The organism is Idiomarina aquatica (assembly GCF_004362895.1).
Taxonomy (GTDB): domain Bacteria; phylum Pseudomonadota; class Gammaproteobacteria; order Enterobacterales; family Alteromonadaceae; genus Idiomarina.
Genome location: NZ_SNXI01000007.1, coordinates 1 through 24,415 on the forward strand (window position 1 = coordinate 1; position 24,415 = coordinate 24,415).

Genomic DNA, 24,415 nt, shown 5'->3' on the forward strand with positions numbered 1-24,415 from the left:
GCCCTTGCCATTCGGATTATCTTCCCCTCAGTCAGGGTGATCCAGGCTTCTTACAACCTGGCGGGTTTGCCAGCTTCGCTGGGCAAACAAAAAAGCCGGCATAAGCCGGCTTTTTTGTTTAGTTTAAACAAGTAGATTATTCAGCTGTAGCTTCTTCTACAACTTCTACTTCTTCAACTTCTGGTCTATCGACTAACTCGACGTAAGCCATAGGGGCGTTATCTCCCGCACGGAAGCCACACTTCATAATACGAGTGTAACCGCCTGGGCGTTGTTCATAACGCTGGCCAAGTTCATTAAACAACTTGCCTACGACTTCTTTGTCACGAGTGCGTGCAAACGCCAAACGACGATTTGCAACGCTGTCTTGTTTCGCCATTGTGATTAATGGCTCTACTACGCGACGCAACTCCTTCGCTTTTGGTAACGTTGTCTTGATAATTTCATGACGCACCAAAGACACAGCCATATTGCGGAACATCGCTTGACGATGGCTGCTATTGCGATTCAGTTGACGACCACTCTTACGATGGCGCATACCTATACCCTTCTCAGTAAATCAATTACTAAAGGAAACTTAGTCGTTATCAATGAGACTAGCTGGCGGCCAGTTTTCCAGGCGCATACCCAGAGACAAGCCACGTGATGCTAATACGTCTTTGATTTCGGTCAGCGATTTTTTACCCAAGTTAGGCGTTTTTAATAGCTCAACTTCGGTACGCTGTACTAAGTCACCAATGTACTGAATTGCTTCTGCCTTAAGGCAGTTCGCAGAACGAACAGTTAACTCAAGGTCATCTACCGGACGAAGCAGAATCGGATCAAATTCCGGTTTCTCTTCTTTCTCTTCAGGTTCGCTGATATCGCGCAACTCGACAAAGGCTTCTAGCTGTTCAGCTAAAATAGTTGCCGCTCGGCGAATTGCCTCTTCTGGATCTAACGTGCCGTTAGTTTCCATATCGATAACCAGCTTATCCAAATCCGTGCGTTGCTCTACACGAGCCGCATCAACACTATATGCGATACGTTCGACAGGGCTAAAAGACGCATCTACCAGTAAACGACCGATTGGACGTTCATCGTCGTCTTCAGACTGACGAGATGACGCAGGAACATAGCCACGACCACGTTCCACTTTAACACGCATGTTAAATTCACTATCACCGGTGAGATGACAGATAACGTGTTCAGGATTTACGATTTCAACATCACCATCGTGCTGGAAATCGCCTGCGGTTACAGGACCTGCACCGGATTTGTTCAAGGTCAACGTCGCTTCGTCTTTGCCCTCGAGGCTGACAGCCAGCCCTTTCAGGTTTAACAAAATTTCGATGACGTCTTCCTGTACGCCTTCTTTACTGCTGTATTCGTGCAGCACGCCGTCGATTTCTACTTCAGTCACTGCACAGCCTGGCATTGACGACAATAGAATACGACGTAACGCATTACCTAAGGTGTAACCAAAGCCACGTTCTAGAGGCTCCAGTGTCACCTTGGCATGAGTCGGGCTTACTTGCTCGATGTCGACTAACCTCGGCTTTAGGAATTCGGTAACAGAACCCTGCATTGTGTCCTCTCTCTATGCTTAAGCTTTACTTAGAGTAAAGCTCTACGATCAACTGTTCGTTAATTTCAGCAGACAAGTCAGTGCGTTCTGGAAGACGTTTGAACTGACCTTCCATTTTGCTGTTGTCTACTTCTAACCAAACTGGCTTTTCACGCTGCTCAGCCAATTCCAATGCTGCTGCGATACGTGATTGCTTTTTAGCTTTTTCACGTACTGATACAACATCTTCAGGACGAACCTTGAATGATGGAATGTTAACAACTTGACCGTTTACAACTACAGCCTTGTGGCTGACCAGTTGGCGAGCTTCAGCGCGTGTAGACGCGAAACCCATGCGATAAACTACGTTATCCAAACGCTGTTCAAGCAACTGCAACAGGTTCTCACCGGTATTGCCTTTCAGACGAGCGGCTTCTTTATAGTAGTTACGGAATTGCTTTTCTAGGACGCCGTACATACGACGAACTTTTTGCTTCTCGCGCAATTGCACACCGTAATCTGACAAACGACCGCGACGCGCGCCGTGTTGTCCAGGTGCAGTTTCGATCTTACATTTAGAATCGATTGCGCGTACGCCGCTTTTCAGGAACAAATCTGTTCCTTCGCGACGGCTCAGCTTGAGCTTAGGACCCAAATATCTTGCCATGATCTTTCTCCAACTATCGATTCACGCCTTAAACGCGACGTTTCTTAGGCGGACGACAACCGTTGTGAGGAATCGGTGTCACATCGGTAATATTTGTGATTTTGTAACCAACGGCATTCAGGGCACGAATCGATGATTCACGACCTGGGCCTGGACCATTCACAAATACTTCCAGGTTTTTAAGTCCGTATTCCTTCGCCATTTCACCTGCGCGTTCTGCGGCAACCTGTGCTGCGAACGGCGTTGACTTCCGTGAACCACGGAAACCTGACCCACCTGCAGTAGCCCACGAAAGTGCGTTACCCTGGCGATCAGTAATGGTAATAATGGTGTTGTTGAAAGATGCATGAACGTGAGCCATGCCATCGGCGACTTGCTTTTTAACGCGCTTGCGAGAGCGAGTTGGTGTCTTAGCCATTACTCAATCCCCCTATTTCTTAATTGGTTTGCGCGGACCTTTACGAGTGCGCGCATTTGTTTTAGTGCGCTGTCCACGTAGAGGTAAGCTGCGACGATGACGAAGTCCACGGAAACATCCGAGATCCATCAACCGTTTAATGTTCATTGATACTTCACGACGTAAGTCACCTTCTACTACATATTTGGCAACTGCGTCACGAAGCGCGTCTAGTTTGTCTTCTGACAATGAACCAATCTTAGTGTCTTCAGCGATACCCGTTGCTGCACAGATAGCCTGTGAGCGAGTACGGCCAACACCGTAGATAGCAGTTAAAGCAATAACTGCATGTTTATTGTCAGGAACGTTAATGCCAGCGATACGGGCCACTAACACGTCTCCTATAATTTGTAGGCATCAGTTGAAAAGCCCGTTAGGATACTCAACCGCATGCCGAATTGCAAACACTTCAAAGGGGGCGACCCTTAGGCCACCCACCTTTCCTTCGAATCAACCTTGTCGTTGCTTATGTTTAGCATCAGTGCAAATCACACGCACAACACCGTTGCGCTTAATGATTTTGCAGTTACGACAGATTTTCTTCACGGAAGCACGAACTTTCATTGCTACTCTCCGTTCTACCTAACCTTAGCGGCCGTAGCCTTTTAGGTTAGCTTTTTTCAGCACAGAGTCATATTGATGAGACATCATATGAGTCTGTACCTGTGCCATGAAGTCCATGATGACAACAACGATAATCAATAACGATGTACCGCCGAAGTAGAACTGCACGTTCCATGCAATCATCATAAACTCAGGAACCAAACAGACAAAGGTAATGTACAGTGCACCAGCTAAGGTTAACCGAGTCATGACTTTGTCAATGTACCGCGACGTTTGTTCACCTGGGCGTATGCCCGGGATGAAAGCGCCGGATTTCTTCAAATTATCTGCCGTCTCGCGAGGATTAAATACCAACGCGGTATAGAAGAAACAGAAGAAAATAATTGCAGCCGCGTATAATAGCACATAAAGCGGCTGACCTGGAGATAAAGTCATCGATACTTGTTGTAAAATATCGGCAACCGTACCTTCACCCGACCCAAACCAGGTCGCAATGGTACCAGGAAACAAAATAATACTCGATGCGAAAATCGGCGGAATAACACCGGCCATGTTAACTTTCAATGGCAAGTGTGTACTTTGTGCTGCAAACACCTTACGACCTTGCTGACGTTTTGCATAGTTAACAACGATACGACGTTGTCCACGCTCCACGAAAACTACGAAGTAAGTGACTGCTAACACAACCACACCGATTAACAACAGCAGCAGTAAGTGCAAGTCGCCTTGGCGTGCTTGCTCAAACGTCTGCCCAATTGCTGATGGTAAACCTGCAACAATACCCACGAAAATCAGGATAGAGATACCGTTACCAATACCACGCTCAGTAATCTGTTCGCCTAGCCACATCAGGAACATTGTCCCGGTAACTAAGCTCACTACAGCGGTAAAGTAAAAACCAAAGCCTGGATCAATAACAAGACCCGGCATTAGATTCGGTAAACCGGTAGCGATACCAACAGATTGGAAAGTCGCCAGTATTAAGGTACCCCAGCGCGTATACTGGTTGATCTTACGTCGCCCAGATTCGCCCTCTTTCTTAAGCTCAGCAAGGCGCGGATGAACCACGGTTGCCAACTGCATAATAATCGAGGCCGAGATATACGGCATGATACCTAGTGCAAATACCGACGCACGTTCCAAAGCACCACCGCTGAACATGTTAAACATGGCAACGATGGTATCTTTCTGTTGTTCGAACAACTGAGCTAAAACTGCGGCATCAATACCAGGAATAGGCACAAAGGAGCCCGCTCGGAAAACGATAATCGCTCCTAATACAAACAACAGGCGACGCTTGAGTTCCGACGTGCCACCTTGCGCTCGATTTGATTCCAATCCTGGTTTAGCCATGAGCTCTATCCTTCGATTTTGCCGCCAGCAGCTTCAATAGCTTCGCGAGCGCCTTTGGTGACTTTTAGACCATTAACGGTCACTTTGCGGCTGATTTCGCCAGACTTGATGACTTTAGCAGCCAACACGTTCTTGCGGATTAAACCAGCAGCTTTCAATGTTGCTAAATCAACAACATCACCCTCGACTTTCGCAATCTCTGCCAGGTTCAATTCTGCAGTGGTCATAGCCTTGCGAGAAGTGAAACCGAATTTTGGCAGACGACGCTGGATTGGCATTTGACCGCCTTCGAAACCTGGCTTAACGGAACCACCAGAGCGAGATTTCTGCCCTTTGTGACCGCGACCACCGGTTTTACCCAGACCTGATCCAATACCGCGCCCAACGCGCTTTTTGCTGCTTTTTGCACCAGGTGCAGGAGAAAGATTATTTAATTCCATCATTTATCCCTCCACCTTAACCATGTAATTTACTTGGTTCACCATACCGCGGACTGCAGCAGTGTCTTCCAACTCTACTGTGTGACCAATGCGGCGGAGACCTAAGCCACGTAGTGTAGCTTTATGCTTCGGTAAACGACCGATGCTGCTACGCGTCTGTGTTACTTTGATTGTCTTGTTCGCCATTGTTCACTACCCCAGTATTTCGTCAACGCGCAATCCACGCTTCGCCGCAACTTGCTCCGGCGACTTCATGTCGTTCAGTGCTTTGATCGTTGCACGAACCACGTTGATTGGGTTGGTTGAACCGTATGCTTTTGACAGCACGTTATGAACGCCTGCAACTTCCAGTACTGCACGCATCGCACCACCGGCGATGATACCTGTACCTTCAGAAGCAGGTTGCATGTATACCTGTGAACCTGAGTGACGACCCTTAACAGGGTGTTGCAAAGTTTCGCCTTTCAGCTGCACCGATACCATGTTACGGCGTGCTTTTTCCATAGCTTTTTGAATAGCTGCTGGAACTTCACGTGCTTTACCGTAACCGAAACCGACTTTACCTTTGCCATCGCCAACTACAGTCAGTGCGGTGAAGCTAAAGATACGACCACCTTTAACAACTTTCGCCACACGGTTGACCGTAATCAACTTCTCGATCAGTTCACCGTTTTGAGCTTCTGCATTTGCCATGTTCGTCTCCTAGAACTGAAGTCCAGCTTCGCGCGCAGCGTCTGCTAATGCAGCAACGCGGCCGTGGTATTTAAAACCACTGCGATCGAAAGTGACGCTTGTAACGCCCTTTTCTACCGCACGCTCAGCGATGATTTTGCCCACGACTTTAGCGGCATCAACGTTACCCGTTGCTTTCACTTGGTCGCGAACTGCCTTTTCAACCGTCGATGCGGCTGCCAGCACTTCAGAACCGTTTGGGGCGATCAACTGTGCGTAAATATGACGCGGTGTACGGTGTACAACCAGTCGATTTGCACCCAACGCTTTAATTTGTTTACGTGCGCGAGTAGCACGACGTAAGCGAGCTGCTTTCTTGTCCATCGTATTACCCTACTTTTTCTTGGCTTCTTTACGGCGCACTTGCTCGTCTGCATAGCGAACACCTTTGCCTTTATAAGGCTCTGGCTTACGGTATGCACGAATGTTAGCGGCAACTTGACCAACTAACTGCTTATCTGCGCCTTTAACGACAACCTCGGTTTGAGAAGGAGTTTCAATGGTGATTCCTTCAGGAATCTCGAACTCCACAGGGTGTGAAAAGCCCAACGTCAGGTTAAGTTTTTTACCTTGCGCTTGCGCACGGTAACCAACACCAATCAGTTGTAACTTACGTTCGAACCCTTTGGTTACTCCAACCACCATGTTTTGCAACAATGCACGCGCAGTACCTGCTTGCGCAGTAGCGTTAGCAACGCCATCACGCGGAACAGTACGCAGTTCGTTGTCTTCTTTTACCAATTCAACGGCATTATTGACTACGCGACTCAGTGAGCCTTGAGCACCTTTAACTGTTACTTCCTGGCCATTTAGCGCAATTTCAACGCCAGCAGGAATTTCAATAGGTGCTTTAGCAACACGTGACATTTCCTACCTCCTAATTACGCTACGTAACCGATGATTTCGCCACCAAGACCAGCTTGGCGAGCGGCACGATCGGTCATTAGGCCTTTCGATGTTGAAACAACAGCGATACCAAGACCACCCATCACGTTAGGCAGCTCGTTGCGCTTCTTGTAGATGCGCAAACCAGGGCGACTAACGCGCTCGATTGATTCTATTACTGGCTTGCCTTCGAAATATTTCAATTCGATTTCAAGCTCAGGTTTTGCATTACTCTCGGCGTTAAAGCCAACAATGAAACCTTCTTGTTTAAGCACTTCGGCAATTGCCACTTTCTGCTTAGATGAAGGCATTTTCACTGTAACTTTATTAGCACCTTGAGCGTTGCGAATGCGTGTGAACATATCCGCAATTGGATCTTGCATGCTCATATTTGCTTTCTCCCGTGATTCGTGGCTTACCAGCTAGCTTTTTTCAAGCCAGGAATTTCACCGCGCATCGCCATCTCACGGACCTTAATACGGCTCATGCCGAATTTACGCAGGAAACCATGAGGACGACCAGTAATACGACAACGGTTACGTTGACGCGTCGGACTGGCATCACGTGGGAGCTGTTGCAATTTAAGAACTGCTTCCCAACGCTCTTCGTCTGATGCATTTACGTCATTAATGACCGCTTTCAGTGCGTTGCGTTTTTCTGCGTACTTAGAAGCGAGTTTTGCTCGCTTAACGTCACGCGCTTTCATTGACTGTTTTGCCATAACTCTACACCTTACTTTCTGAACGGGAAGTTAAAGGCAGCTAGCAAAGCACGAGCTTCGTCATCTGTGCCAGCATTTGTGGTAATGGTGATATCCAGACCACGTACCTTGTCGACTTTGTCATAGTCGATTTCCGGAAAGATGATCTGCTCACGAACACCCATGCTGTAGTTACCACGACCGTCAAACGATTTAGGGTTGAGGCCACGGAAGTCACGGATACGTGGGATTGCAATCGAGATTAAACGTTGCAAAAAGTCCCACATGCGCTCGCCGCGCAGAGTTACTTTACAGCCAATCGGGAAGCCTTCACGGATTTTGAAACCGGCGACAGACTTGCGTGCAACAGTACGGATTACCTTTTGACCAGAAATGGCCTCGAGGTCCGCAACTGCGTTATCAAGTACTTTTTTGTCAGCCAGAGCTTCACCAACACCCATATTCAGGGTGATTTTCTCAATCCGAGGGACTTGCATGACGCTGTTGTAGCTGAACTCTTTAACTAGTTCAGGAACTACCGATTCTTTGTAAAAATCATGCAGTTTCGCCATCGTAAAACTCCAAAATTGAATTAAATGATTGCGTTGTTCGACTTGAAGAAACGGACTTTTTTGCCGTCTTCAGTACGAAATCCAACACGATCTGCTTTACCTGTCTCTGGGTTAAGGATCGCTACGTTCGATACGTGGATAGGCGCTTCTGTTTCAACGATGCCGCCAGATTCACCAAGTGCCGGATTTGGCTTTTGGTGCTTCTTGACAACGTTGACGCCTTCTACGATCACGCGATCTTTATCGGTAAGAACTTTAAGAACTTTGCCTTGCTTGCCCTTGTCCTTACCTGCCAGGACGACTACTTCGTCATCACGTCTAATTTTTGCCGCCATAATGGACTCCTTATAGAACTTCTGGTGCCAGCGAGATAATTTTCATAAACTGCTCTGAACGCAGCTCACGAGTTACCGGCCCGAAGATACGAGTACCAATGGGCTGTTGGTTGTTGTTTAACAACACAGCCGCGTTGCGGTCAAAACGGATGACCGACCCGTCTTGACGACGGACGCCTTTTCTGGTGCGAACGACCACCGCATTAACAACATCACCTTTCTTCACCTTACCGCGCGGAATTGCTTCCTTGACAGTAACTTTGATGATATCGCCGATGTTTGCGTAACGGCGGTGCGAACCACCTAGAACCTTAATACATTGTACGCTGCGCGCGCCGGAGTTATCGGCAACGTCCAGGGTAGTTTGCATTTGGATCATTTCAGTGCCCCGCTTAGTTAAAAAAACAGACCCTCTCGGGTCGTGCTGCCTTTGGTTTTTCCCTTATAAAAAGGGCGGCGAATTGTAACAGATAAAAATACGATGTGGTAGGGCTATCTTACTTTTTTTCTTAACTGACGGTGAAACGACATGGTTTTGCTGTCGGATTCAGTTGGCAGTAAACCGCTGGGATGGTAAATTCGTACTCAAGACGTTCAAATTTAAACATATAAAGCGCCTAATAATCAATCACTGAGCTTTACCACTGGGAATGGCAACAGGAATTAAAAGAGCCTATGAATTTACTCTTTATTATCATGGCGCCGCTTTTCGGAGCGTTGCTACCGTTATTGTTTAAACGTACTCCTCGCGCAGTACAAACATTGATTACGTTGGCGGTGCCGCTCAGCTGCATTGCCGTATTACTCAATTACGCTCCTGCCACTTTTGCCGGCGATGTACCCAAACAGTTTGTCGAGTGGCTTCCTGCGCTGGGGCTTAACTTTGCCTTGCGTCTGGATGGACTGTCATTGTTGTTTGTGAGCCTCATCCTTGGAATTGGTGTGCTCATTATTGGTTATGCCCACTACTACTTGTCCCGTGATGATGACGAGGGCCGCTTCTACGCCTGTTTGCTGCTGTTTATGGCCTCTATGCTGGGTATCGTCATGGCAGACAACATTCTGCTGATGTGGGCCTTCTGGGAGCTAACCAGTATTTCGTCGTTCCTGTTAATTGGCTATTGGTTCCATAGCAGTGATGCACGCCGTGGTGCACGGATGGCATTAGCCACTACCGGTGCAGGCGGTTTAGCGCTACTGGCCGGGCTATTGTTGATTGGCAATATCGCCGGTAGTTATCAGTTTGATGCGGTACTAGCCGCAGCCGATACCATCAAAAACCACGATTACTACGCTACGGCTTTAGTACTGGTGTTACTGGGGGCATTTACCAAATCCGCACAGTTCCCGTTCCAGTTTTGGTTACCTCATGCCATGGCAGCCCCAACACCAGTAAGTGCTTACTTGCACTCAGCTACCATGGTCAAAGCCGGTATTTTTCTGCTTGCCCGGTTCCATCCGGTTTTAGGTGGCACCGAGATGTGGCTAACTATCGTTACTGTGGTTGGCTTAATAACCATGTTAGTGGGTGCCTACTTTGCGCTACTAAAGCACGACCTAAAAGGGTTACTAGCTTTCTCGACTGTTAGTCATCTGGGCTTAATTTGTATGTTGCTTGGCATCGGTACAGAGGGAGCCATTGTTGCCGCGCTGTTCCACATTATTAACCATGCCTGTTTTAAAGCCGCGTTGTTTATGACCGCAGGTATCATTGACCACGAGAGCGGCACACGTGACATGCGCAAGCTACAGGGACTAATGGGATTAATGCCCTTGACCGCGACACTGGCTATGGTTGTCGCCGCCTCAATGGCTGGGATACCGCCATTTAACGGCTTTATGTCTAAAGAGTTGTTCCTGGATCAGGCTGTGCAGCAACACTTGTTTGGTGGTTTGTCATGGTTTGTGCCTATTTTGGCTACCGTTGGCGCGGCACTATCGGTGGCGTATTCGATTCGCTTTATTCATGACGTATTTTTTAATGGCGACTATAAAGAATTACCGAAGAAGCCTCACGACCCGCCACGCATGATGTCGGCACCCGTCGCTATTCTGGCTATTATGTGTATAGCCATTGGTCTCGCGCCCATGACCATGGTGTCCGGCATATTAGACGTCGCAGCCAGCTCGGTAACCAATGCCAGTACAACGGTTAAGTTGTCCTTGTGGCACGGTTTTAATTTACCGCTACTGATGAGTTTTGTCGCGGTCGTTGCCGGCATCTTAATTTATGCCGCGCGGGATCAATTATTTACCTTTAACCGACAGTTTGATGGCCAGGATGCAAAACATAATTTCGAACGTATCGTACAACGCATCAGCGACCGCGCAGCACAGTTGTTTGATCGGCTTGATACTGGCTCCCTGCAACGTTACGTCGCTTTTGTGCTGATCAGCGTTATCGTCATCATGTTGCCGTCATTAATTGACCTTAGTGCCATTACCGGCGGAAAACCACAGCAACCTATTGATGTCGTATCGATGGTTGGCGCCATCGTACTAATTGCTGCCGCATTTGCGACCGCAACCCTACACCGTAACCGGTTTGTGATGTTGATGATGCTGTCTGTCGTTGGCCTGATGGTATCGCTAGCGTTTGCTCATTTCTCAGCTCCTGATTTGGCCATGACACAGTTAGTGGTCGAGGTCGTCAGTATTGTTTTGATGATTTTGGCACTCTTCTTTATGCCACAAAAAACTGCGCGGGCATCGAGCGGGCATCGGGTATTCCGGGATATTATTATTGCCAGCTTTATAGGTGGGATCGTGGCAACCCTCAACTTTGCCATTTTAACCTCACCCGCCGAGTCCATCTCTGACTTCTTTATTGCCAATGCCAAAATCGGCGGTGGTGGCACCAACGTGGTCAACGTCATACTGGTCGACTTTCGTGGCTTTGACACGCTCGGCGAGATCACTGTGTTGGCGATTGCCGCTGCGGGTATTCATAAACTGCTGAATAAACTGAAGCCGTTTATGCCATCCAGCGATGTTGACGGGCGTCCATGGCACCGCATTAAACACCCGTTAATGCTAACTAACGTGGCTAATTTGGTATTACCGATGGCAATGATGGTTGCGGTTTATATTTTCTTACGCGGCCATAACTTACCAGGCGGGGGCTTTATCGCCGGGCTTATCGCCGCCTCCGCTATGATCTTGCAATACATCGCCAATGGCGTCGACTGGGTTAAAGGGCGCTTTAACGTTAACTACCAGTCGTTAATGTCCATTGGGGTGATGATTGCCGCGCTGACCGGCCTGGGTAGCTGGCTATTTAGCAAGCCATTTTTAACCAGTTGGTTCACTTACCTAAAATGGCCCGTGGTTGGGAAGTGGGAGTTCGCGACCGCGCTACTCTTTGATCTCGGTGTGTTCCTAACCGTTATCGGCGCGACCATGATGATTCTCAGTAACTTTGGCAAGATGACCACTCGCCACCGTCCAACGTACGAGGGCAATTAATGGAAACACTCTATTCAGTCACTGTCGGTATATTGACCGCGTGTAGCATCTTTTTAATTCTCCGTGGCCGTTCATTCCCGGTTGTGGTGGGTATTACTATGCTTTCTTATGCAGTTAATCTGTTTCTGTTTTCGACCGGACGCCTGACTATCGATGGCGCGCCCATACTCGGAACGCAAGACAGCTACGCCGATCCGCTGCCTCAGGCATTGGTGTTAACGGCTATAGTTATCGGTTTTGCGATGACGGCGTACTCGATTATTCTTGCCGTGCGCACCCGTGGCGAAGTCGGCACCGACGAAGTCAGTGATTCAGATAGTTCATCGGAGGGTAAACGCTGATGTTGCAACAACACCTTGCTATATTACCCATTCTGATTCCGCTATTTGCTGCATTATTGCAGTTATTACCCTGGGGCAACCGACCGCAGCCTAAGCGCCGTGCCATCGGCCTATTGGCCAGTATTTTAACGCTAATTGCTGCGGTTGCACTGTTAGTCGAAGTGCAGCAACAAGATATGCTGGTGTACTTATTGGGCAACTGGGATGCTCCCTTTGGCATCGTACTGATGGTAGACCGTCTCAGCGCGCTAATGATGCTGATAACCGCAGTGTTAGCTCTACCAGTATTGATTTATGGTTGTTACGCAGAAGATAACCTCGGGTCGCACTTTCAGGCGCTTTATCAATTCCAGATTATGGGCATCATGGGTGCCTTTGCCACTGGCGATATCTTCAACCTGTTCGTGTTCTTCGAGGTATTACTTATTTCGTCGTATGCCTTGATGATGCATGGTGGCGGTAAATTCCGCGTGCGCGCAACGCTGCATTATGTGCTACTTAATCTATTAGGTTCAGCACTATTTTTAATTAGCATCGGAGTACTCTACGGCGTAACCGGCACACTCAATATGGCAGATATGGCGGTGAAAATTCAGTCACTGACCGGCGACCAGGCAATGTTAGCTAAAGCGGGCTCGTTAATGCTGCTAATTGTCTTCGGCCTGAAAGCCGCAATACTGCCACTGCATTTTTGGTTACCGCAGGCATACTCAACAACCACCGGCGTGGTCGCGGCATTATTCGCCATCATGACAAAGGTTGGCGTGTACTCAATTATCCGCGTTTACTCGCTAATATTTGGCGCTGACGCTAATGAGTTAGCGTTGGTTGCTCATGACTGGCTATGGATTATGGGCTTGTTAACATTAGTTGCCGGTGCTATCGGTATACTTGCAGCGCGCGATCTACGACTGATGGTGGCTTATTTAGTCGTTATCTCGGTGGGCACGCTGGTGGCGGCCTTCAGTCTGTCATCAGCAGCCACTACCGGCGCCACGCTATTTTATCTGATTCATTCCACTTTTATTACGGCAGCACTGTTTTTACTCGCCGACCTGATGGCCTTTGAACGGGGTAAGACAGCCTCCCGTATTGTCTCGGGTAAGAAAATGGCAAACCATTCGACCTATGCGACATTCTTTTTGATCGGCGCGATTGCCATTATTGGGCTACCACCACTCTCAGGGTTCGTATCTAAATTGATGATACTTGAATCCGCTGCTGCCAATGGCCATAACTTCTGGCTTTGGGGCGCGATTATCGGCGCTACTTTCGTCATGCTGGTAGCAGTCACGCGTGCGGGCAGCAAAATGATTTGGCATACCCTATCCGGCAAAGCATCTGAGCAGTCGGCGCCACTGGGTAAACGAATAGCACTGGCTTCGTTATTATCACTGACCTTATTAATCAGTATTTTTGCCAACCCTATCCGTCAATATACCGATGCGGTTGCTGATCAGTTAACTGACGTCGATAGTTATCCGGTTCATGTGTTAAAACGCGCGGGAGGTGAACATGAATAAGCTGATGCCCGCCCCACTACTCAGCGCATTCTTATTACTGATATGGTTGTTGTTATTTAACTCTCTCAGCGCCGGTGTAGTGCTATTGGGCGTAGTCTTCTCTTTGTTAATACCGATACTGTTACGTCCGGCCTGGCCTCATTTTGCAGAGGTTAAAAAACCGCATTTAGCCGTAATTTACTTCTTTATCTTGCTGTTTGATATCGTTGTCGCCAACTTTAAAGTCGCAGCCCTTATTTTAGGTAGTCGCAAAAGCATCAAGCCGGCCTTTTTTGTTTACCCGTTAGACATGAAAGAAGAACTGCCGGTTACCATCCTTGCCAGTACTATAACCCTCACACCAGGTACAGTATCTTGTGAAATAACACGAGGCAGGAAGGGCATTCTGATCCATGCGTTTTCGGAAGACGATCCAGAGCAAGTGATCAATACGATCCGTCACCGATACGAGCGCCGTCTAAAGGAGATATTTGAATGCTAGGTACTATTTTGCAAATTGCATTTTTGTTGTTCAGCCTATCGATATTAATGAACCTTTGGCGGCTGGTTAAGGGGCCCGATTTGCCCGACCGGATACTGGCATTGGATACTATTTATATCAATTCGCTGGCACTGCTTTTACTACTGGGCATGTTCCAAAATACACAAACTTACTTTGAGGCCGCATTGCTGATTGCAATGTTTGGTTTCGTTGGCACCATTGCTGCCGGTAAGTTCTTGTTACGTGGCGACCTCATCGAGTAAGGAAGTTAATTATGGAAACGCTTAATGCACTACCCGTGTGGAGCCAATGGCTTATTGGCTTTTTTATCCTGTTAGGATCTGTGTTTGCCTTTATCGGTTCGCTGGGCTTGGCGCTTTTACCTGATTTTTTTACCCGTTTACATGCGCCGACAAAAAACACCACGCTGGGTATCGGCGGTATCGTTATTGCATCGATTATCGCAACATCGGTGCAAGGCTCCGTCACCCTAAGTGAACTTCTTATTGCCATATTTTTATTCCTTACGGCACCCATTAGTGCACACATCATGGCAAAAGCAGCGCTACATACCGAGCTGAAGATGTTCTCTCGTACCCGGGATTATCGTCAAAAGGGTGACGCCTACGAACACGAAAAAGCCGACTAAATGTCGGCTTTTTTTAACGTAGTTGAGTTGCTTTAGAAGTAGTAACCGAAGTTAATGTTAAAGCGGTCATTAACCTCACCACCATCAGTAGCAATGTTACCGCCAATAAACGGCTGGTTTTTCGCTCTCACGTAATCGACATAGGTATAAAACCCGCCACCTGCAGCTACGGCTACACCGAGAACATTCATCCAGGTGTCGTCCTGATAGCCGGCTTTGTCGGTAATGATACTGTGGTCATTGTAGAAGGTTAAACTGGTAATTGGACCGATATCGGTAGGTAGCGTGTAAGCAACGTTACCGGTGTATATTTTCGCCTCGGTCGGAATTGCGTCATAGTAGGCATAAGCCCCCATATACACACCGCGGTTTTCTACTTCCAGGTCATACTCGTAATCAGCATACTGTAATTGAACGTTCCACGGACCGTTGTTGTAGTTCGCGTGTGCGCCCCATGCAAAACGGTTGCCTACGTTCTGATCATTGTATTGCGAGTATGCTTCAAATCCCTCTGCGGCAGTACCGGAATAGAAATTATTGCCCTGCGCTGACAAACCAACTTCCAGGTTGTGGTCATCGGTGAAGTGGAATACCCGTGCACCCCGAACGGCATAGCTGTTGCTCTCACCGATAGCAAGACCCGGCGTGTCATAAGCACCCTGACCTGGTAGCCGTATACCAACGCTGTCGTAGTTATAACGCGCGGTGCGATCGCTGGTTGACCCGTCTACACCCCCCTGTTCGTCCGACTTATGGTAAGCAATGTCAAACTGCCAGTCGTCGTCGCGATAGAGTAAGCGAATACCGTTGTCGTGTTCATCTTCTAAACCAACATAAAAGGTCGAGTTAAAGAAGTAGCTGTGTGAGTTGTATGGCAAGTTACCAAAGGGTACTTTGACCACACCTACCTGGCCCTGCCAATTTTCAGTGAAGTTATAGCCGAACCAAGCATGTTTAACCGAATCCATATAATGGAACCAACGATACTCAGCTGACAGGATCACGTCGCCAATTTCGCCGTCAAAGTTAAGACGGAAGATATCGAAGTCCAGGTCACCCGTGCGATTTTCGTTACCTTGGTTGTAGTTATTGTACTCATACTGAAAACGTACCGCACCGTGCACCTTTATTGGCCAGTTCTCATTTTCTTCAGTTTTGTCTTCAAGTTTCGCCAAACGAGCCTGAACACCGGAGTCAGCGCTGTTTTCGCGTATTGACTGACGTTGTTTGCTATCCGTTTGTTTATATTCTTTGCGCGTCACCATTTGCTCATGACGCTCCTGCATTTTTTCCTTCTGCGCTTCTTGCTCTGCTAGGCGCTGCTCAAGTTCAGCAAGTTTCTGTTTTAGCATCTCGATCTGGGTTTGCACGCTTTGATCATCTTGCGGCGCCGCAGAGGCGAGAATTGGGGATGCAGCGAACACCGACGCTGCGAGTATCCATCCTTTTGCCATAAATAGCTCCTTAGTTTGGCGAGACGTAGCGACCATTATAACAATCGCTTACTTCGAAATTTTAGTATAACTCGCTGACTAATACCGATATTTATATTATTTAGATCAAAAAAAAGGCCTCCGCAAGGAGGCCTTTTTGTTATTTAGTCGTTATCTGCGTTTAGACAACAGTAGCTTGCTCAACAACTTCAACCAGTGTCCAAGACTTATTCTTAGACAATGGACGTGATTCGCGAACAATCACGATATCGCCCATTTTGCACTGATTGTCTTCGTCGTGTGCGTGTACTTTAGTTGTACGCGAGATGTATTTACCGTAGACCGGGTGCTTAACACGGCGCTCTACAGCTACAGTGATGGTCTTATCCATCTTATCGCTGACAACTTTGCCTTGCAGTGTACGAATACGTTTATCTTGAGACATTACGCACCTGCCTTATCGTTCAAGATGGTTTTAATACGCGCGATATCGCGACGTACTTGCTTCATCATGTGAGTCTGATTCAGCTGACCAGTTGCCGCTTGCATGCGCAGATTAAACTGCTCACGACGCAAGTTCAGCAATTCTTCTTGCAGCTGCTCAACGGTTTTTTCTTTCAGTTCACTTGCTTTCATCACATTACCGTCCGAGTCACAAAAGTGGTTTTGAATGGCAACTTACGAGCCGCAAGGCGGAACGCTTCACGTGCCAGTTCTTCAGAAACACCGTCCATTTCGTACAGTACGCGACCTGGCTGAATCTGAGCAACCCAGTATTCGACGTTACCTTTACCTTTACCCATACGAACTTCTAAAGGCTTTTTGGTAATTGGTTTGTCTGGGAATACACGGATCCAGATTTTACCTTGACGCTTAACGTGACGAGTCATTGCACGACGGCCGGCTTCGATTTGACGCGCGGTCATACGACCACGGTCAGTCGCTTTTAAACCAAAGGTTCCGAAGCTGACTTTGTTACCAGACTGCGCCAGACCACGGTTACGGCCTGTGTGAACCTTACGGAATTTAGTACGCTTAGGTTGTAACATTATCGTCTCTCCTTACTTACGGTTTTTGCCGCGCTTAGGAGCTGGTTTTTCTTCTGTTGGCAAGCCACCAAGAACTTCGCCACGGAAAATCCAGACCTTAACACCGATGATACCGTAAGTGGTGTTCGCTTCTGACGTCGAGTAATCGATGTCTGCACGCAGTGTGTGCAAAGGTACACGACCTTCACGATACCACTCTGTACGTGCGATTTCAGCACCGCCCAAACGGCCGCTAACTTCTACCTTGATACCCTTGGCACCAAGACGAATAGCGTTTTGAACAGCACGTTTCATCGCACGACGGAACATCACACGACGCTCCAACTGACCCGAGATGTTGTCAGCAACAAGCTGAGAATCCAGCTCAGGCTTACGTACTTCAGAAATATTGATTTGCGACGGCGCGCCAGTCAATTTCTGAACCTGCTTGCGCAGCTTTTCTACGTCTTCGCCTTTTTTACCGATAACAACACCTGGACGTGCAGTGTGAATAGTCACACGAACACTTTTCGCAGGACGCTCGATAACGATACGAGACACTGATGCATTGCGCAGTTCTTTAGTCAGGAACTTACGTACCTGATGATCACTGTGCAGGTTATCAGCGAATTCGTTTGTATTCGCATACCAGGTTGCATTCCATGGTCTGGAGATACCTAGGCGAATACCATTAGGATGTACTTTCTGACCCATAATTTATCTCCTAGCTATCCGACACGACCACAGTAATGTGGCTGGTGCGCTTAAAGATACGATCGGCACGGCCTTTCGCACGTGGCTTGATACGCTTCATTGTAGGACCTTCGTCTAAGAAGATCTTAGCAACTTTCAGCTCATCAATGTCCGCACCTTCGTTGTGTTCCGCGTTAGCGATAGCTGATTCAAGAACTTTCTTGATCAAGCCAGCTGCTGCTTTAGGGCTGTACGCAAGGATGTCCAGCGCTTTTTCTACTGGCAAACCGCGAATTTGGTCAGCAACCAAACGGCCCTTTTGAGCAGAAACGCGGGCAAATTGGTGTTTAGCAATTGCTTCCATCACTTTCTACCTCTTACCGTTTCTTCGCTTTCTTATCAGCAGCATGGCCGCGATAAGTACGGGTTGGTGCGAATTCACCCAGCTTATGACCGATCATTTCGTCTGAAACGAAAACTGGAACGTGCTGACGACCATTGTGTACAGCAATCGTCAAGCCGATCATATCTGGCGTAATCATTGAACGACGGGACCAAGTTTTAATTGGCTTTTTATCCCCGGCTTCCAACGCTTTCTCCACCTTATTTAGCAGGTGAAGGTCAATAAATGGACCTTTTTTAAGAGAACGTGGCATGTTATATCCTCAACTCTTATTTGTTGCGACGGCGTACGATGAATTTATCGGTACGCTTGTTCTTACGGGTTTTATAGCCCTTGGTCGGCGTGCCCCAAGGTGTCACTGGGTGACGACCACCAGAGGTACGGCCTTCACCACCACCGTGCGGGTGATCAACCGGGTTCATCGCCACACCGCGAACGGTAGGACGAACACCGCGCCAACGTTTGGCACCAGCTTTACCCAATTGTTGTAGCATATGCTCAGCATTGCCCACTTCGCCGATAGTTGCACGACCTTCAGACTGTACGCGACGCATCTCGCCAGAACGTAAGCGGATGGTGACATAAGCACCGTCACGCGCAACGATCTGTGCGTAAGCACCTGCAGAGCGTGCTAACTGAGCACCTTTGCCAGGTTGCATTTCGATGGCGTGTACAACACTACCTACCGGAATGTTACGCATTGGTAATGCGTTACCCGGTTTGATTGGCGCATCAGAACCTGATTGTACGCGGTCACCCACGTTCAAGTTCTTAGGAGCCAACATGTAGCGACGCTCACCGTCTACGTACAATATCAGAGCGATGTTCGCTGAACGGTTTGGATCGTATTCGATACGCTCAACCTTTCCAGGAATACCGTCTTTATTACGTTTAAAGTCGATAATACGGTAGTGGTGCTTGTGACCGCCGCCGATATGGCGAACCGTAATACGACCGTTGTTGTTACGACCACCTGACTTGCTGATTTTTTCCAGCAACGGTGCGTAAGGCTTGCCTTTGTACAGTTCCTGACCAACGACTTTAATCTTGTGGCGTTGACCCGGAGACGTAGGCTTACTTTTAACTACAGCCATGATTATTCCTCCTGTTACTCAGCGCCGCCAACGAAGTCGATGTCAGCACCCTCTTTCAGGGCTACATACGCTTTTTTCCAATCGTTACGTTTACCGAAACGGAAACCGGTACGCTTGGTTTTACCCTTCACGTTAACAGTGCGTACGTTCTTAACTTCAACTTCAAAAAGTTTTTCGACAGCCGCTTTAATTTCGGATTTAGTTGCATCTTTTGCGACCTTGAAAACAACCGTGTTGTTGCCTTCAGCCGTCATGGTGCTTTTTTCCGAAACGTGAGGTGCTAGGATCACATTAAGCAAACGTTCTTCGCGCATCATGATAACACCTCCTCAAGCTGCTTGACTGCGTCGGCAGTCATCAGGACGTTTTCGAAAGCGATTAAGCTAACAGGGTCGATACCTTGAACGTCGCGTACATCAACTTTATGCAAGTTGCGTGACGCCAGGAACAAGTTCTCGTCCACGTCTTTAGTCACAATCAAAACGTCATTCAGGTTCAAACCTTTCAGTTTTTCAACCAGTTGCTTAGTCTTCGGTGCTTCAACACTGAAGTTTTCAACAACGGTTAAACGATCCTGACGAATCAATTCAGACACGATGCTTTTAATTGCACCGCGATACATTTTCTTATTTACCTTTTGGGCGTGACTTTGCGGTTTAGCCGCGAAAGTTGCACCACCCGAGCGCCAGATCGGACTGCGGATAGTACCCGCACGAGCACGACCGGTGCCTTTTTGACGCCATGGCTTCTTGCCGCCGCCAGCTACTTCAGAACGAGTCTTCTGTGCTTTTGTACCCTGACGAGCACCGGCTGCGTACGCTACAACTACCTGGTGGACAAGTGCTTCGTTGTACTCACGTCCAAAGGTAGCTTCGGAAACCTCAAGAGCGCCTTTTGCGTCTTTCAATGTTAATTCCATCACCATTCTCCTCAGACGTTACGCCTTGACCGCAGGTTTAACGATAACATCACTGCCGGTAGCACCAGGGACCGCACCTTTGATCAACAACAAGTTGCGTTCTGCATCTACACGGACCAACTCAAGTGATTGAGTGGTGACGCGTTCGTTACCCATTTGACCAGCCATTTTTTTGCCTTTAAATACTTTACCAGGCGACTGGTTTTGACCGATTGAACCCGGTGCACGGTGTGATAATGAGTTACCGTGGGTAGCGTCCTGAGTACGGAAGTTCCAGCGCTTCACGGTACCGGCAAAGCCTTTACCTTTAGAAGTACCAGTAACGTCCACTTTTTTAGTTTCTGCAAAAACTTCTACAGTCAGTTCAGAACCCACTGCATAATCTTCGCCTTCGCCATTTTCAAGGCGGAATTCCCAAAGACCGCGACCAGCCTCTGTACCAGCTTTAGCAAAATGACCTGCTAAAGGCTTGGTGACACGACTCGCTTTCTTCTCGCCTGTGGTCACTTGAAGCGCGCGATAACCGTCTGTGTCTTCAGATTTAACCTGAGTCACACGGTTCGCCAACACTTCGATCACAGTAACAGGAACAGAAGCGCCGTCTTCCTGGAAGACACGCGTCATTCCTACTTTACGACCGACTAGACCTATAGCCATTGTTAAAACCTCTCGTGTGTAATCCTATTACTGCCCACTTAACCCAAGCTGATCTGTACATCAACGCCAGCTGCCAAATCTAAACGCATCAATGCGTCAACAGTTTTGTCAGTTGGGTCCATGATATCGATCAGACGCTTGTGGGTGCGGATTTCGTACTGGTCACGCGCATCTTTGTTTACGTGTGGAGAAATCAGCACGGTGAAGCGTTCTTTCCGTGTTGGCAGTGGAATTGGACCACGTACCTGAGCACCAGTGCGTTTTGCAGTTTCTACGATCTCTGCAGTTGACTGGTCGATCAGACGGTGATCGAACGCTTTCAAACGAATCCGAATTCTTTGATTAGCCATAAAAAATCAAAGCCTCAATTAAAGAGCATTTAAAAAAGAGCACAGACAAACGCAAACCTCCCTGGCACATACCGGGGGTGCGAATATCTCTACATCAACCATTCAATCCCCTATCGGGACTGCTGTGGAACACCAAACATATAAACCTTGCGGCTTAGGGAAAATTGATGTGGTCGCGAATTATACACCTTCGCGACCGTATGTCAACATTTAGCAATATGTAGGTTGCGCCTATGGCGCGACTTCTTGGTAGAACTTGCGCTAAAAGCGCAAGCTACTTGGCGTGATCCAAAACCTGCTGCCAAACGCGGGTAAAGTTACCACCCAGAATCATTTCAATTTCTTTTTCGGAGTAGTCACGGTCTAACAGACCCTGAACTAAATTAGGATAAGTAGAAACATCTTTTAGGCCAACCGGCAGTGAGTCACCAACGCCATCATAATCTGAGCCAATACCAATATGCTCAACACCAATTAATTCTTTGACGTGGTCGATGTGGTCCAATACCTGTTCCAGCGTCGCGTAGGGGTATGGATTAGTTGCTTCGATTTCAGCAACACGGCGCTTCGCTTCATCACTGTCCTCGCCAAACTGCTGGTAAACGGCTTGAATCCGTTTTTTCATCATATCGCGGTAACGATTGGCTTGTTGGGCAACAAACGACGAACCGAAATTAATTTGTACTACACCGCCATTTTCAGCCAGTTTTTTGAGCATATCGTCGCTCATATTGCGTTCAAAGCCCGGAGTAAAGCTACGTAACGACGAATGCGAGGCTATAACCGGCGCTTCAGTCGTTTCGATAACGTCGTAAAAGGCTTCGTCAGAGATATGTGATACATCGATCATCATGCCAATATCGTTACACGCTTTGACCAGTTCAAAGCCAAACTCGCTAAGCCCGTCCCATTGCTTGCGGATGTCATAGGACGAGTCAGAGATATGATTGGTTTGTGAGTGAGCAAACGAAATATATCGTACGCCACGCTCATAGAACATTTCCAGGTTGTCGAGATCGCCCTCCATTGGGGTTCCGTTTTCCATCCCCATAGCGATAGACATCAGTCCATTATTCATATTTTCGCGCGCTTCAGCGGGCGAATAGGCAAGTGCAAATTTATTCGGTGCGCGACCCACCAATGCTTCCATACTATCAATCAAGTCATGAGCTAACTCAATACTGCCACCGGTTTGCTCATATTCGGCCGGGATATAAATAGCCATAAAGGGTACGTTCAGACCGCCCTCTACTGCACGGGGGTAGTCAAAGTCGCCGCTTTCTGTGGCAACAGTTACATCTTCCCAGCTATTATGAATTCGATAGGGCACATCAATATGGGTATCGGCGATAAGATATTTTTTTGCCAGTTGTTTTGCTTTGTCGCTCGCCTGGTATTCCTGTGCGCCGGCCATAGTAGCCGCTACACTCATTACCGCCAGCACTGACGCTTTTATCGTTGTTTTTAACATGCTTAATCCTCGGTAATACAATAAACTGTTTTCTGGATTAGGCAGGTTAACAAATCTTCAACTGTGACGCACTATAGATGCGCTGAATGCGATAAAAGCGCCGATTACTAACGTCCCTATTATCAGGGTTCCAACGACCGGCGCTACTAACCAGGCAAGCCACCATTCATTAATAAACATGGTTAACCTCACGCACGTTTATTGAGTTTTTGGCTGGTTTTGCTTTTCTTCGGCCGGCTCGTTAGCAGCAACTGCCTGGTCGCTTTCTGAGGCAAGTAATTCATCACCCCATACGGTTAACGTCTCAATCACCGTGGCTTTGGTTGCGTTAAACAATTCAACCGATACGTTTGCAACTTGCTCGCTAATAAAAGAGGTAGCTTCTTGCTCCGCTTGCTGTGCAGACGCTGCACTGGATACCATAAGTGCTGTAGCTGCCACTGAAGTTAAGATGACTTTTTTCATGATGTTCTCCTTTGTATTCTTGTTTGTGTTCGACTCAATAGTTAAGTCGTAGTTACTAATACAAAGGTTGTGCCAACTTCTATTTGTTTACTAACACCATGATTTTATTGGTTTTTTATTTGCCTTCTAAAACACAGGCGAATACCGCCATTAACTACCAAATAATTAATTAGCTAATTTAACCAACTAACTGGTCAAATCCGCTAACGTCTCTTCAGGGTTAAGCCTAAACGCCAGTGCACCTTCTATTAATGCGCTCCCGTCTTTGGCTCGAGGACCTTTTATACTCAAATATTGCCGCCATTTTTTACCACCCGGCTGGCCCTGGAATAGCCCCAGCATGTGGCGCACCACGTGCCACGCACGGCCACCTTGGCTTATATGTTCATTCACGTAGGTAATCATTTGCCTGGCAACCTGTTCGCGGTCGAACCCCAGCCGCTCCTCGCTCTCAATACCAGCTAACTCAGTGAGCATCCAGGGATTTTGGTATGCTTCACGACCAATCATTACCGAATCCACGTGTTCAAGGTGCGCCAACACCTCAGCCTTGCTTTTTACACCGCCATTGATACTAATGGGTGTATCGATATAACGTTGCTTAGCCTGATAAACACGCTGATACTGAAGTGGCGGTACCTCACGATTTTCTTTTGGGCTCAAACCACTCAGCCAGGCTTTTCGGGCATGCAGCGTCAACTGGTCAACACCGGCATCCACCACGGCATCTAAAAATTGATATAAAAATTCGTCTGAATCCTGTTCATCAATACCAAGCCGCGTTTTAACGGTGACCGGTATATCCACCACCCGCTTCATAGCCCTGACACAATCAGCTACGGATTCGGGCTGCGCCATCAAGCAAGCGCCAAAACTACCATTTTGAACCCGATCGGACGGACAACCGACATTAATGTTTACCTCATCGTAACCCCGTTGCTGAGCCTGCTCGGCGCAGCGTGCCATAGCCTCAGGTTCACTGCCGCCAAGCTGCAAGGCGACCGGATGCTCAGCGTCATTATAAGCCAGGAAATCCTGTTGACCGAATAAAATTGCGCCAGTGGTTACCATTTCCGTATAAAGTAAGGTTTTAGGAGTCAATAGCCGATGAAAATATCGACAATGACGATCGGTCCAATCCAGCATCGGGGCCACTGAGGTTTTGTAGGGATAGCTAGGCATACGTTAGGCA

The 24,415-nt window shown here is 47.8% G+C and carries 38 protein-coding genes; 6 read left to right on the forward strand and 32 right to left on the reverse strand.

Annotated elements, in window-relative coordinates:
* Positions 1-136 precede the first annotated feature (136 nt).
* The 17 genes from rplQ to rplN form a co-directional block, all read right to left on the reverse strand.
* On the reverse strand, positions 137-538 hold the full coding sequence (gene rplQ / locus DEU29_RS06780) for a 50S ribosomal protein L17 (protein WP_133539505.1): 402 nt from the start codon (positions 536-538) through the stop codon (positions 137-139).
* Positions 539-577: 39 nt separating this feature from the next.
* A complete protein-coding gene (locus DEU29_RS06785) occupies positions 578-1,567 on the reverse strand; it encodes a DNA-directed RNA polymerase subunit alpha (RefSeq protein ID WP_133539506.1) in 990 nt (329 codons plus the stop codon).
* A gap of 25 nt (positions 1,568-1,592) precedes the next feature.
* Positions 1,593-2,213, reverse strand: a complete 621-nt coding sequence (gene rpsD / locus DEU29_RS06790) for a 30S ribosomal protein S4 (protein ID WP_133539507.1) — start codon at positions 2,211-2,213, stop codon at positions 1,593-1,595.
* 28 nt (positions 2,214-2,241) lie between these two features.
* Entirely contained in the window at positions 2,242-2,631 is a 390-nt protein-coding gene (rpsK, locus tag DEU29_RS06795; RefSeq protein WP_133539508.1) for a 30S ribosomal protein S11, read from the reverse strand.
* A gap of 12 nt (positions 2,632-2,643) precedes the next feature.
* A complete protein-coding gene (gene rpsM / locus DEU29_RS06800) occupies positions 2,644-3,000 on the reverse strand; it encodes a 30S ribosomal protein S13 (RefSeq protein ID WP_133539509.1) in 357 nt (118 codons plus the stop codon).
* 120 nt (positions 3,001-3,120) lie between these two features.
* The gene (gene rpmJ, locus DEU29_RS06805) at positions 3,121-3,234 is read right to left on the reverse strand and encodes a 50S ribosomal protein L36 (protein WP_006956433.1); all 114 of its coding nucleotides are present in this window, start codon (positions 3,232-3,234) and stop codon (positions 3,121-3,123) included.
* A gap of 24 nt (positions 3,235-3,258) precedes the next feature.
* Positions 3,259-4,587, reverse strand: coding sequence for a preprotein translocase subunit SecY (secY, locus tag DEU29_RS06810; protein ID WP_133539510.1), 1,329 nt, complete (start codon positions 4,585-4,587; stop codon positions 3,259-3,261).
* Between the two features lie 5 nt (positions 4,588-4,592).
* Complete coding sequence (rplO, locus tag DEU29_RS06815; RefSeq protein ID WP_133539641.1) at positions 4,593-5,027, reverse strand: 50S ribosomal protein L15; 435 nt, start codon at positions 5,025-5,027, stop codon at positions 4,593-4,595.
* Positions 5,028-5,030: 3 nt separating this feature from the next.
* Entirely contained in the window at positions 5,031-5,213 is a 183-nt protein-coding gene (gene rpmD, locus DEU29_RS06820; RefSeq protein WP_008488644.1) for a 50S ribosomal protein L30, read from the reverse strand.
* A 6-nt stretch (positions 5,214-5,219) separates the two neighbouring features.
* Entirely contained in the window at positions 5,220-5,720 is a 501-nt protein-coding gene (gene rpsE / locus DEU29_RS06825) for a 30S ribosomal protein S5 (protein WP_133539511.1), read from the reverse strand.
* A gap of 9 nt (positions 5,721-5,729) precedes the next feature.
* Positions 5,730-6,083 (reverse strand): 50S ribosomal protein L18, encoded by a 354-nt coding sequence (gene rplR / locus DEU29_RS06830; RefSeq protein ID WP_133539512.1) that lies wholly within the window; start codon positions 6,081-6,083, stop codon positions 5,730-5,732.
* A gap of 9 nt (positions 6,084-6,092) precedes the next feature.
* Entirely contained in the window at positions 6,093-6,626 is a 534-nt protein-coding gene (gene rplF / locus DEU29_RS06835) for a 50S ribosomal protein L6 (protein WP_133539513.1), read from the reverse strand.
* Positions 6,627-6,640: 14 nt separating this feature from the next.
* A complete protein-coding gene (gene rpsH / locus DEU29_RS06840; protein WP_133539514.1) occupies positions 6,641-7,033 on the reverse strand; it encodes a 30S ribosomal protein S8 in 393 nt (130 codons plus the stop codon).
* Positions 7,034-7,059: 26 nt separating this feature from the next.
* A complete protein-coding gene (gene rpsN, locus DEU29_RS06845) occupies positions 7,060-7,365 on the reverse strand; it encodes a 30S ribosomal protein S14 (protein ID WP_133539515.1) in 306 nt (101 codons plus the stop codon).
* A gap of 11 nt (positions 7,366-7,376) precedes the next feature.
* Complete coding sequence (rplE, locus tag DEU29_RS06850) at positions 7,377-7,916, reverse strand: 50S ribosomal protein L5 (RefSeq protein WP_133539516.1); 540 nt, start codon at positions 7,914-7,916, stop codon at positions 7,377-7,379.
* Between the two features lie 20 nt (positions 7,917-7,936).
* Positions 7,937-8,251, reverse strand: coding sequence for a 50S ribosomal protein L24 (gene rplX / locus DEU29_RS06855; protein WP_133539517.1), 315 nt, complete (start codon positions 8,249-8,251; stop codon positions 7,937-7,939).
* 10 nt (positions 8,252-8,261) lie between these two features.
* Positions 8,262-8,630, reverse strand: coding sequence for a 50S ribosomal protein L14 (gene rplN, locus DEU29_RS06860; protein ID WP_006956444.1), 369 nt, complete (start codon positions 8,628-8,630; stop codon positions 8,262-8,264).
* 296 nt (positions 8,631-8,926) lie between these two features.
* Here rplN and DEU29_RS06865 point away from each other — a divergent pair, with 296 nt between their 5' ends.
* From DEU29_RS06865 to DEU29_RS06890, 6 genes are read left to right on the forward strand one after another with little or no spacing between them, the layout of a single operon-like run.
* Positions 8,927-11,716 carry a monovalent cation/H+ antiporter subunit A gene (locus tag DEU29_RS06865; RefSeq protein ID WP_133539518.1) on the forward strand — a complete coding sequence of 930 codons (2,790 nt, stop codon included), beginning with the start codon at positions 8,927-8,929 and terminating at the stop codon, positions 11,714-11,716.
* On the forward strand, positions 11,716-12,057 hold the full coding sequence (locus tag DEU29_RS06870; protein WP_133539519.1) for a Na+/H+ antiporter subunit C: 342 nt from the start codon (positions 11,716-11,718) through the stop codon (positions 12,055-12,057). Before DEU29_RS06865 ends, DEU29_RS06870 begins: the two co-directional genes overlap by 1 nt.
* Positions 12,057-13,580, forward strand: coding sequence for a monovalent cation/H+ antiporter subunit D (locus tag DEU29_RS06875; protein WP_133539520.1), 1,524 nt, complete (start codon positions 12,057-12,059; stop codon positions 13,578-13,580). Before DEU29_RS06870 ends, DEU29_RS06875 begins: the two co-directional genes overlap by 1 nt.
* Positions 13,573-14,061 carry a Na+/H+ antiporter subunit E gene (locus DEU29_RS06880; RefSeq protein ID WP_133539521.1) on the forward strand — a complete coding sequence of 163 codons (489 nt, stop codon included), beginning with the start codon at positions 13,573-13,575 and terminating at the stop codon, positions 14,059-14,061. Before DEU29_RS06875 ends, DEU29_RS06880 begins: the two co-directional genes overlap by 8 nt.
* Positions 14,055-14,324 (forward strand): K+/H+ antiporter subunit F, encoded by a 270-nt coding sequence (locus tag DEU29_RS06885; protein ID WP_133539522.1) that lies wholly within the window; start codon positions 14,055-14,057, stop codon positions 14,322-14,324. Before DEU29_RS06880 ends, DEU29_RS06885 begins: the two co-directional genes overlap by 7 nt.
* A gap of 11 nt (positions 14,325-14,335) precedes the next feature.
* A complete protein-coding gene (locus DEU29_RS06890) occupies positions 14,336-14,710 on the forward strand; it encodes a Na+/H+ antiporter subunit G (protein WP_133539523.1) in 375 nt (124 codons plus the stop codon).
* 32 nt (positions 14,711-14,742) lie between these two features.
* Here the strand turns inward: DEU29_RS06890 and DEU29_RS06895 are convergent, their stop codons facing one another.
* From DEU29_RS06895 to dusA, 15 genes are all read right to left on the reverse strand, one after another.
* On the reverse strand, positions 14,743-16,164 hold the full coding sequence (locus tag DEU29_RS06895; protein WP_133539524.1) for a carbohydrate porin: 1,422 nt from the start codon (positions 16,162-16,164) through the stop codon (positions 14,743-14,745).
* Between the two features lie 160 nt (positions 16,165-16,324).
* Positions 16,325-16,588, reverse strand: a complete 264-nt coding sequence (rpsQ, locus tag DEU29_RS06900; protein WP_133539525.1) for a 30S ribosomal protein S17 — start codon at positions 16,586-16,588, stop codon at positions 16,325-16,327.
* Positions 16,588-16,779 (reverse strand): 50S ribosomal protein L29, encoded by a 192-nt coding sequence (gene rpmC, locus DEU29_RS06905; protein WP_126785670.1) that lies wholly within the window; start codon positions 16,777-16,779, stop codon positions 16,588-16,590. Before rpmC ends, rpsQ begins: the two co-directional genes overlap by 1 nt.
* Positions 16,779-17,192: a 50S ribosomal protein L16 gene (rplP, locus tag DEU29_RS06910; protein WP_105306958.1), complete on the reverse strand. Its 414-nt coding sequence runs from the start codon at positions 17,190-17,192 to the stop codon at positions 16,779-16,781. Before rplP ends, rpmC begins: the two co-directional genes overlap by 1 nt.
* 12 nt (positions 17,193-17,204) lie before the next feature.
* Positions 17,205-17,885: a 30S ribosomal protein S3 gene (gene rpsC / locus DEU29_RS06915; RefSeq protein ID WP_133539526.1), complete on the reverse strand. Its 681-nt coding sequence runs from the start codon at positions 17,883-17,885 to the stop codon at positions 17,205-17,207.
* A gap of 10 nt (positions 17,886-17,895) precedes the next feature.
* Positions 17,896-18,228: a 50S ribosomal protein L22 gene (rplV, locus tag DEU29_RS06920; protein WP_053954203.1), complete on the reverse strand. Its 333-nt coding sequence runs from the start codon at positions 18,226-18,228 to the stop codon at positions 17,896-17,898.
* A 13-nt stretch (positions 18,229-18,241) separates the two neighbouring features.
* Positions 18,242-18,520 (reverse strand): 30S ribosomal protein S19, encoded by a 279-nt coding sequence (rpsS, locus tag DEU29_RS06925; protein ID WP_133539527.1) that lies wholly within the window; start codon positions 18,518-18,520, stop codon positions 18,242-18,244.
* A gap of 16 nt (positions 18,521-18,536) precedes the next feature.
* The gene (gene rplB, locus DEU29_RS06930; protein ID WP_133539528.1) at positions 18,537-19,361 is read right to left on the reverse strand and encodes a 50S ribosomal protein L2; all 825 of its coding nucleotides are present in this window, start codon (positions 19,359-19,361) and stop codon (positions 18,537-18,539) included.
* A 14-nt stretch (positions 19,362-19,375) separates the two neighbouring features.
* Entirely contained in the window at positions 19,376-19,678 is a 303-nt protein-coding gene (gene rplW, locus DEU29_RS06935) for a 50S ribosomal protein L23 (RefSeq protein ID WP_105306961.1), read from the reverse strand.
* Positions 19,675-20,280 carry a 50S ribosomal protein L4 gene (gene rplD / locus DEU29_RS06940; protein WP_133539529.1) on the reverse strand — a complete coding sequence of 202 codons (606 nt, stop codon included), beginning with the start codon at positions 20,278-20,280 and terminating at the stop codon, positions 19,675-19,677. The genes rplW and rplD overlap by 4 nt, the downstream gene beginning before the upstream one ends.
* A gap of 18 nt (positions 20,281-20,298) precedes the next feature.
* Complete coding sequence (gene rplC, locus DEU29_RS06945) at positions 20,299-20,937, reverse strand: 50S ribosomal protein L3 (RefSeq protein WP_133539530.1); 639 nt, start codon at positions 20,935-20,937, stop codon at positions 20,299-20,301.
* A gap of 38 nt (positions 20,938-20,975) precedes the next feature.
* Positions 20,976-21,287 carry a 30S ribosomal protein S10 gene (gene rpsJ / locus DEU29_RS06950; protein ID WP_008488677.1) on the reverse strand — a complete coding sequence of 104 codons (312 nt, stop codon included), beginning with the start codon at positions 21,285-21,287 and terminating at the stop codon, positions 20,976-20,978.
* A 274-nt stretch (positions 21,288-21,561) separates the two neighbouring features.
* A complete protein-coding gene (locus DEU29_RS06955; RefSeq protein WP_133539531.1) occupies positions 21,562-22,758 on the reverse strand; it encodes a dipeptidase in 1,197 nt (398 codons plus the stop codon).
* Between the two features lie 198 nt (positions 22,759-22,956).
* A complete protein-coding gene (locus DEU29_RS06960; RefSeq protein ID WP_133539532.1) occupies positions 22,957-23,223 on the reverse strand; it encodes a hypothetical protein in 267 nt (88 codons plus the stop codon).
* Between the two features lie 186 nt (positions 23,224-23,409).
* Positions 23,410-24,405: a tRNA dihydrouridine(20/20a) synthase DusA gene (gene dusA / locus DEU29_RS06965; protein ID WP_133539533.1), complete on the reverse strand. Its 996-nt coding sequence runs from the start codon at positions 24,403-24,405 to the stop codon at positions 23,410-23,412.
* Positions 24,406-24,415 lie beyond the last annotated feature (10 nt).

Coding starts and splice junctions, on each gene's coding strand:
- rpsJ (WP_008488677.1), bottom strand. CDS start 21,287: ATGGCTAATCAAAGAATTCGGATTCGTTTGAAAGCGTTCGATCACCGT.
- DEU29_RS06865 (WP_133539518.1), top strand. CDS start 8,927: ATGAATTTACTCTTTATTATCATGGCGCCGCTTTTCGGAGCGTTGCTA.
- DEU29_RS06955 (WP_133539531.1), bottom strand. CDS start 22,758: ATGTTAAAAACAACGATAAAAGCGTCAGTGCTGGCGGTAATGAGTGTA.
- rplB (WP_133539528.1), bottom strand. CDS start 19,361: ATGGCTGTAGTTAAAAGTAAGCCTACGTCTCCGGGTCAACGCCACAAG.
- secY (WP_133539510.1), bottom strand. CDS start 4,587: ATGGCTAAACCAGGATTGGAATCAAATCGAGCGCAAGGTGGCACGTCG.
- rpsE (WP_133539511.1), bottom strand. CDS start 5,720: ATGGCAAATGCAGAAGCTCAAAACGGTGAACTGATCGAGAAGTTGATT.
- rplR (WP_133539512.1), bottom strand. CDS start 6,083: ATGGACAAGAAAGCAGCTCGCTTACGTCGTGCTACTCGCGCACGTAAA.
- DEU29_RS06875 (WP_133539520.1), top strand. CDS start 12,057: ATGTTGCAACAACACCTTGCTATATTACCCATTCTGATTCCGCTATTT.
- rplE (WP_133539516.1), bottom strand. CDS start 7,916: ATGGCGAAACTGCATGATTTTTACAAAGAATCGGTAGTTCCTGAACTA.
- DEU29_RS06960 (WP_133539532.1), bottom strand. CDS start 23,223: ATGAAAAAAGTCATCTTAACTTCAGTGGCAGCTACAGCACTTATGGTA.
- DEU29_RS06880 (WP_133539521.1), top strand. CDS start 13,573: ATGAATAAGCTGATGCCCGCCCCACTACTCAGCGCATTCTTATTACTG.
- rplC (WP_133539530.1), bottom strand. CDS start 20,937: ATGGCTATAGGTCTAGTCGGTCGTAAAGTAGGAATGACGCGTGTCTTC.
- rplW (WP_105306961.1), bottom strand. CDS start 19,678: ATGATGCGCGAAGAACGTTTGCTTAATGTGATCCTAGCACCTCACGTT.
- DEU29_RS06895 (WP_133539524.1), bottom strand. CDS start 16,164: ATGGCAAAAGGATGGATACTCGCAGCGTCGGTGTTCGCTGCATCCCCA.
- rpsC (WP_133539526.1), bottom strand. CDS start 17,885: ATGGGTCAGAAAGTACATCCTAATGGTATTCGCCTAGGTATCTCCAGA.
- DEU29_RS06890 (WP_133539523.1), top strand. CDS start 14,336: ATGGAAACGCTTAATGCACTACCCGTGTGGAGCCAATGGCTTATTGGC.
- DEU29_RS06885 (WP_133539522.1), top strand. CDS start 14,055: ATGCTAGGTACTATTTTGCAAATTGCATTTTTGTTGTTCAGCCTATCG.
- rpmC (WP_126785670.1), bottom strand. CDS start 16,779: ATGAAAGCAAGTGAACTGAAAGAAAAAACCGTTGAGCAGCTGCAAGAA.
- rpsH (WP_133539514.1), bottom strand. CDS start 7,033: ATGAGCATGCAAGATCCAATTGCGGATATGTTCACACGCATTCGCAAC.
- rpsQ (WP_133539525.1), bottom strand. CDS start 16,588: ATGTCTCAAGATAAACGTATTCGTACACTGCAAGGCAAAGTTGTCAGC.
- rpmJ (WP_006956433.1), bottom strand. CDS start 3,234: ATGAAAGTTCGTGCTTCCGTGAAGAAAATCTGTCGTAACTGCAAAATC.
- rpsD (WP_133539507.1), bottom strand. CDS start 2,213: ATGGCAAGATATTTGGGTCCTAAGCTCAAGCTGAGCCGTCGCGAAGGA.
- rplD (WP_133539529.1), bottom strand. CDS start 20,280: ATGGAATTAACATTGAAAGACGCAAAAGGCGCTCTTGAGGTTTCCGAA.
- rpsK (WP_133539508.1), bottom strand. CDS start 2,631: ATGGCTAAGACACCAACTCGCTCTCGCAAGCGCGTTAAAAAGCAAGTC.
- rplV (WP_053954203.1), bottom strand. CDS start 18,228: ATGGAAGCAATTGCTAAACACCAATTTGCCCGCGTTTCTGCTCAAAAG.
- DEU29_RS06785 (WP_133539506.1), bottom strand. CDS start 1,567: ATGCAGGGTTCTGTTACCGAATTCCTAAAGCCGAGGTTAGTCGACATC.
- rplX (WP_133539517.1), bottom strand. CDS start 8,251: ATGGCGGCAAAAATTAGACGTGATGACGAAGTAGTCGTCCTGGCAGGT.
- rpsS (WP_133539527.1), bottom strand. CDS start 18,520: ATGCCACGTTCTCTTAAAAAAGGTCCATTTATTGACCTTCACCTGCTA.
- rplO (WP_133539641.1), bottom strand. CDS start 5,027: ATGGAATTAAATAATCTTTCTCCTGCACCTGGTGCAAAAAGCAGCAAA.
- rplQ (WP_133539505.1), bottom strand. CDS start 538: ATGCGCCATCGTAAGAGTGGTCGTCAACTGAATCGCAATAGCAGCCAT.
- DEU29_RS06870 (WP_133539519.1), top strand. CDS start 11,716: ATGGAAACACTCTATTCAGTCACTGTCGGTATATTGACCGCGTGTAGC.
- rplP (WP_105306958.1), bottom strand. CDS start 17,192: ATGTTACAACCTAAGCGTACTAAATTCCGTAAGGTTCACACAGGCCGT.
- rpsN (WP_133539515.1), bottom strand. CDS start 7,365: ATGGCAAAACAGTCAATGAAAGCGCGTGACGTTAAGCGAGCAAAACTC.
- dusA (WP_133539533.1), bottom strand. CDS start 24,405: ATGCCTAGCTATCCCTACAAAACCTCAGTGGCCCCGATGCTGGATTGG.
- rplF (WP_133539513.1), bottom strand. CDS start 6,626: ATGTCACGTGTTGCTAAAGCACCTATTGAAATTCCTGCTGGCGTTGAA.
- rpmD (WP_008488644.1), bottom strand. CDS start 5,213: ATGGCGAACAAGACAATCAAAGTAACACAGACGCGTAGCAGCATCGGT.
- rplN (WP_006956444.1), bottom strand. CDS start 8,630: ATGATCCAAATGCAAACTACCCTGGACGTTGCCGATAACTCCGGCGCG.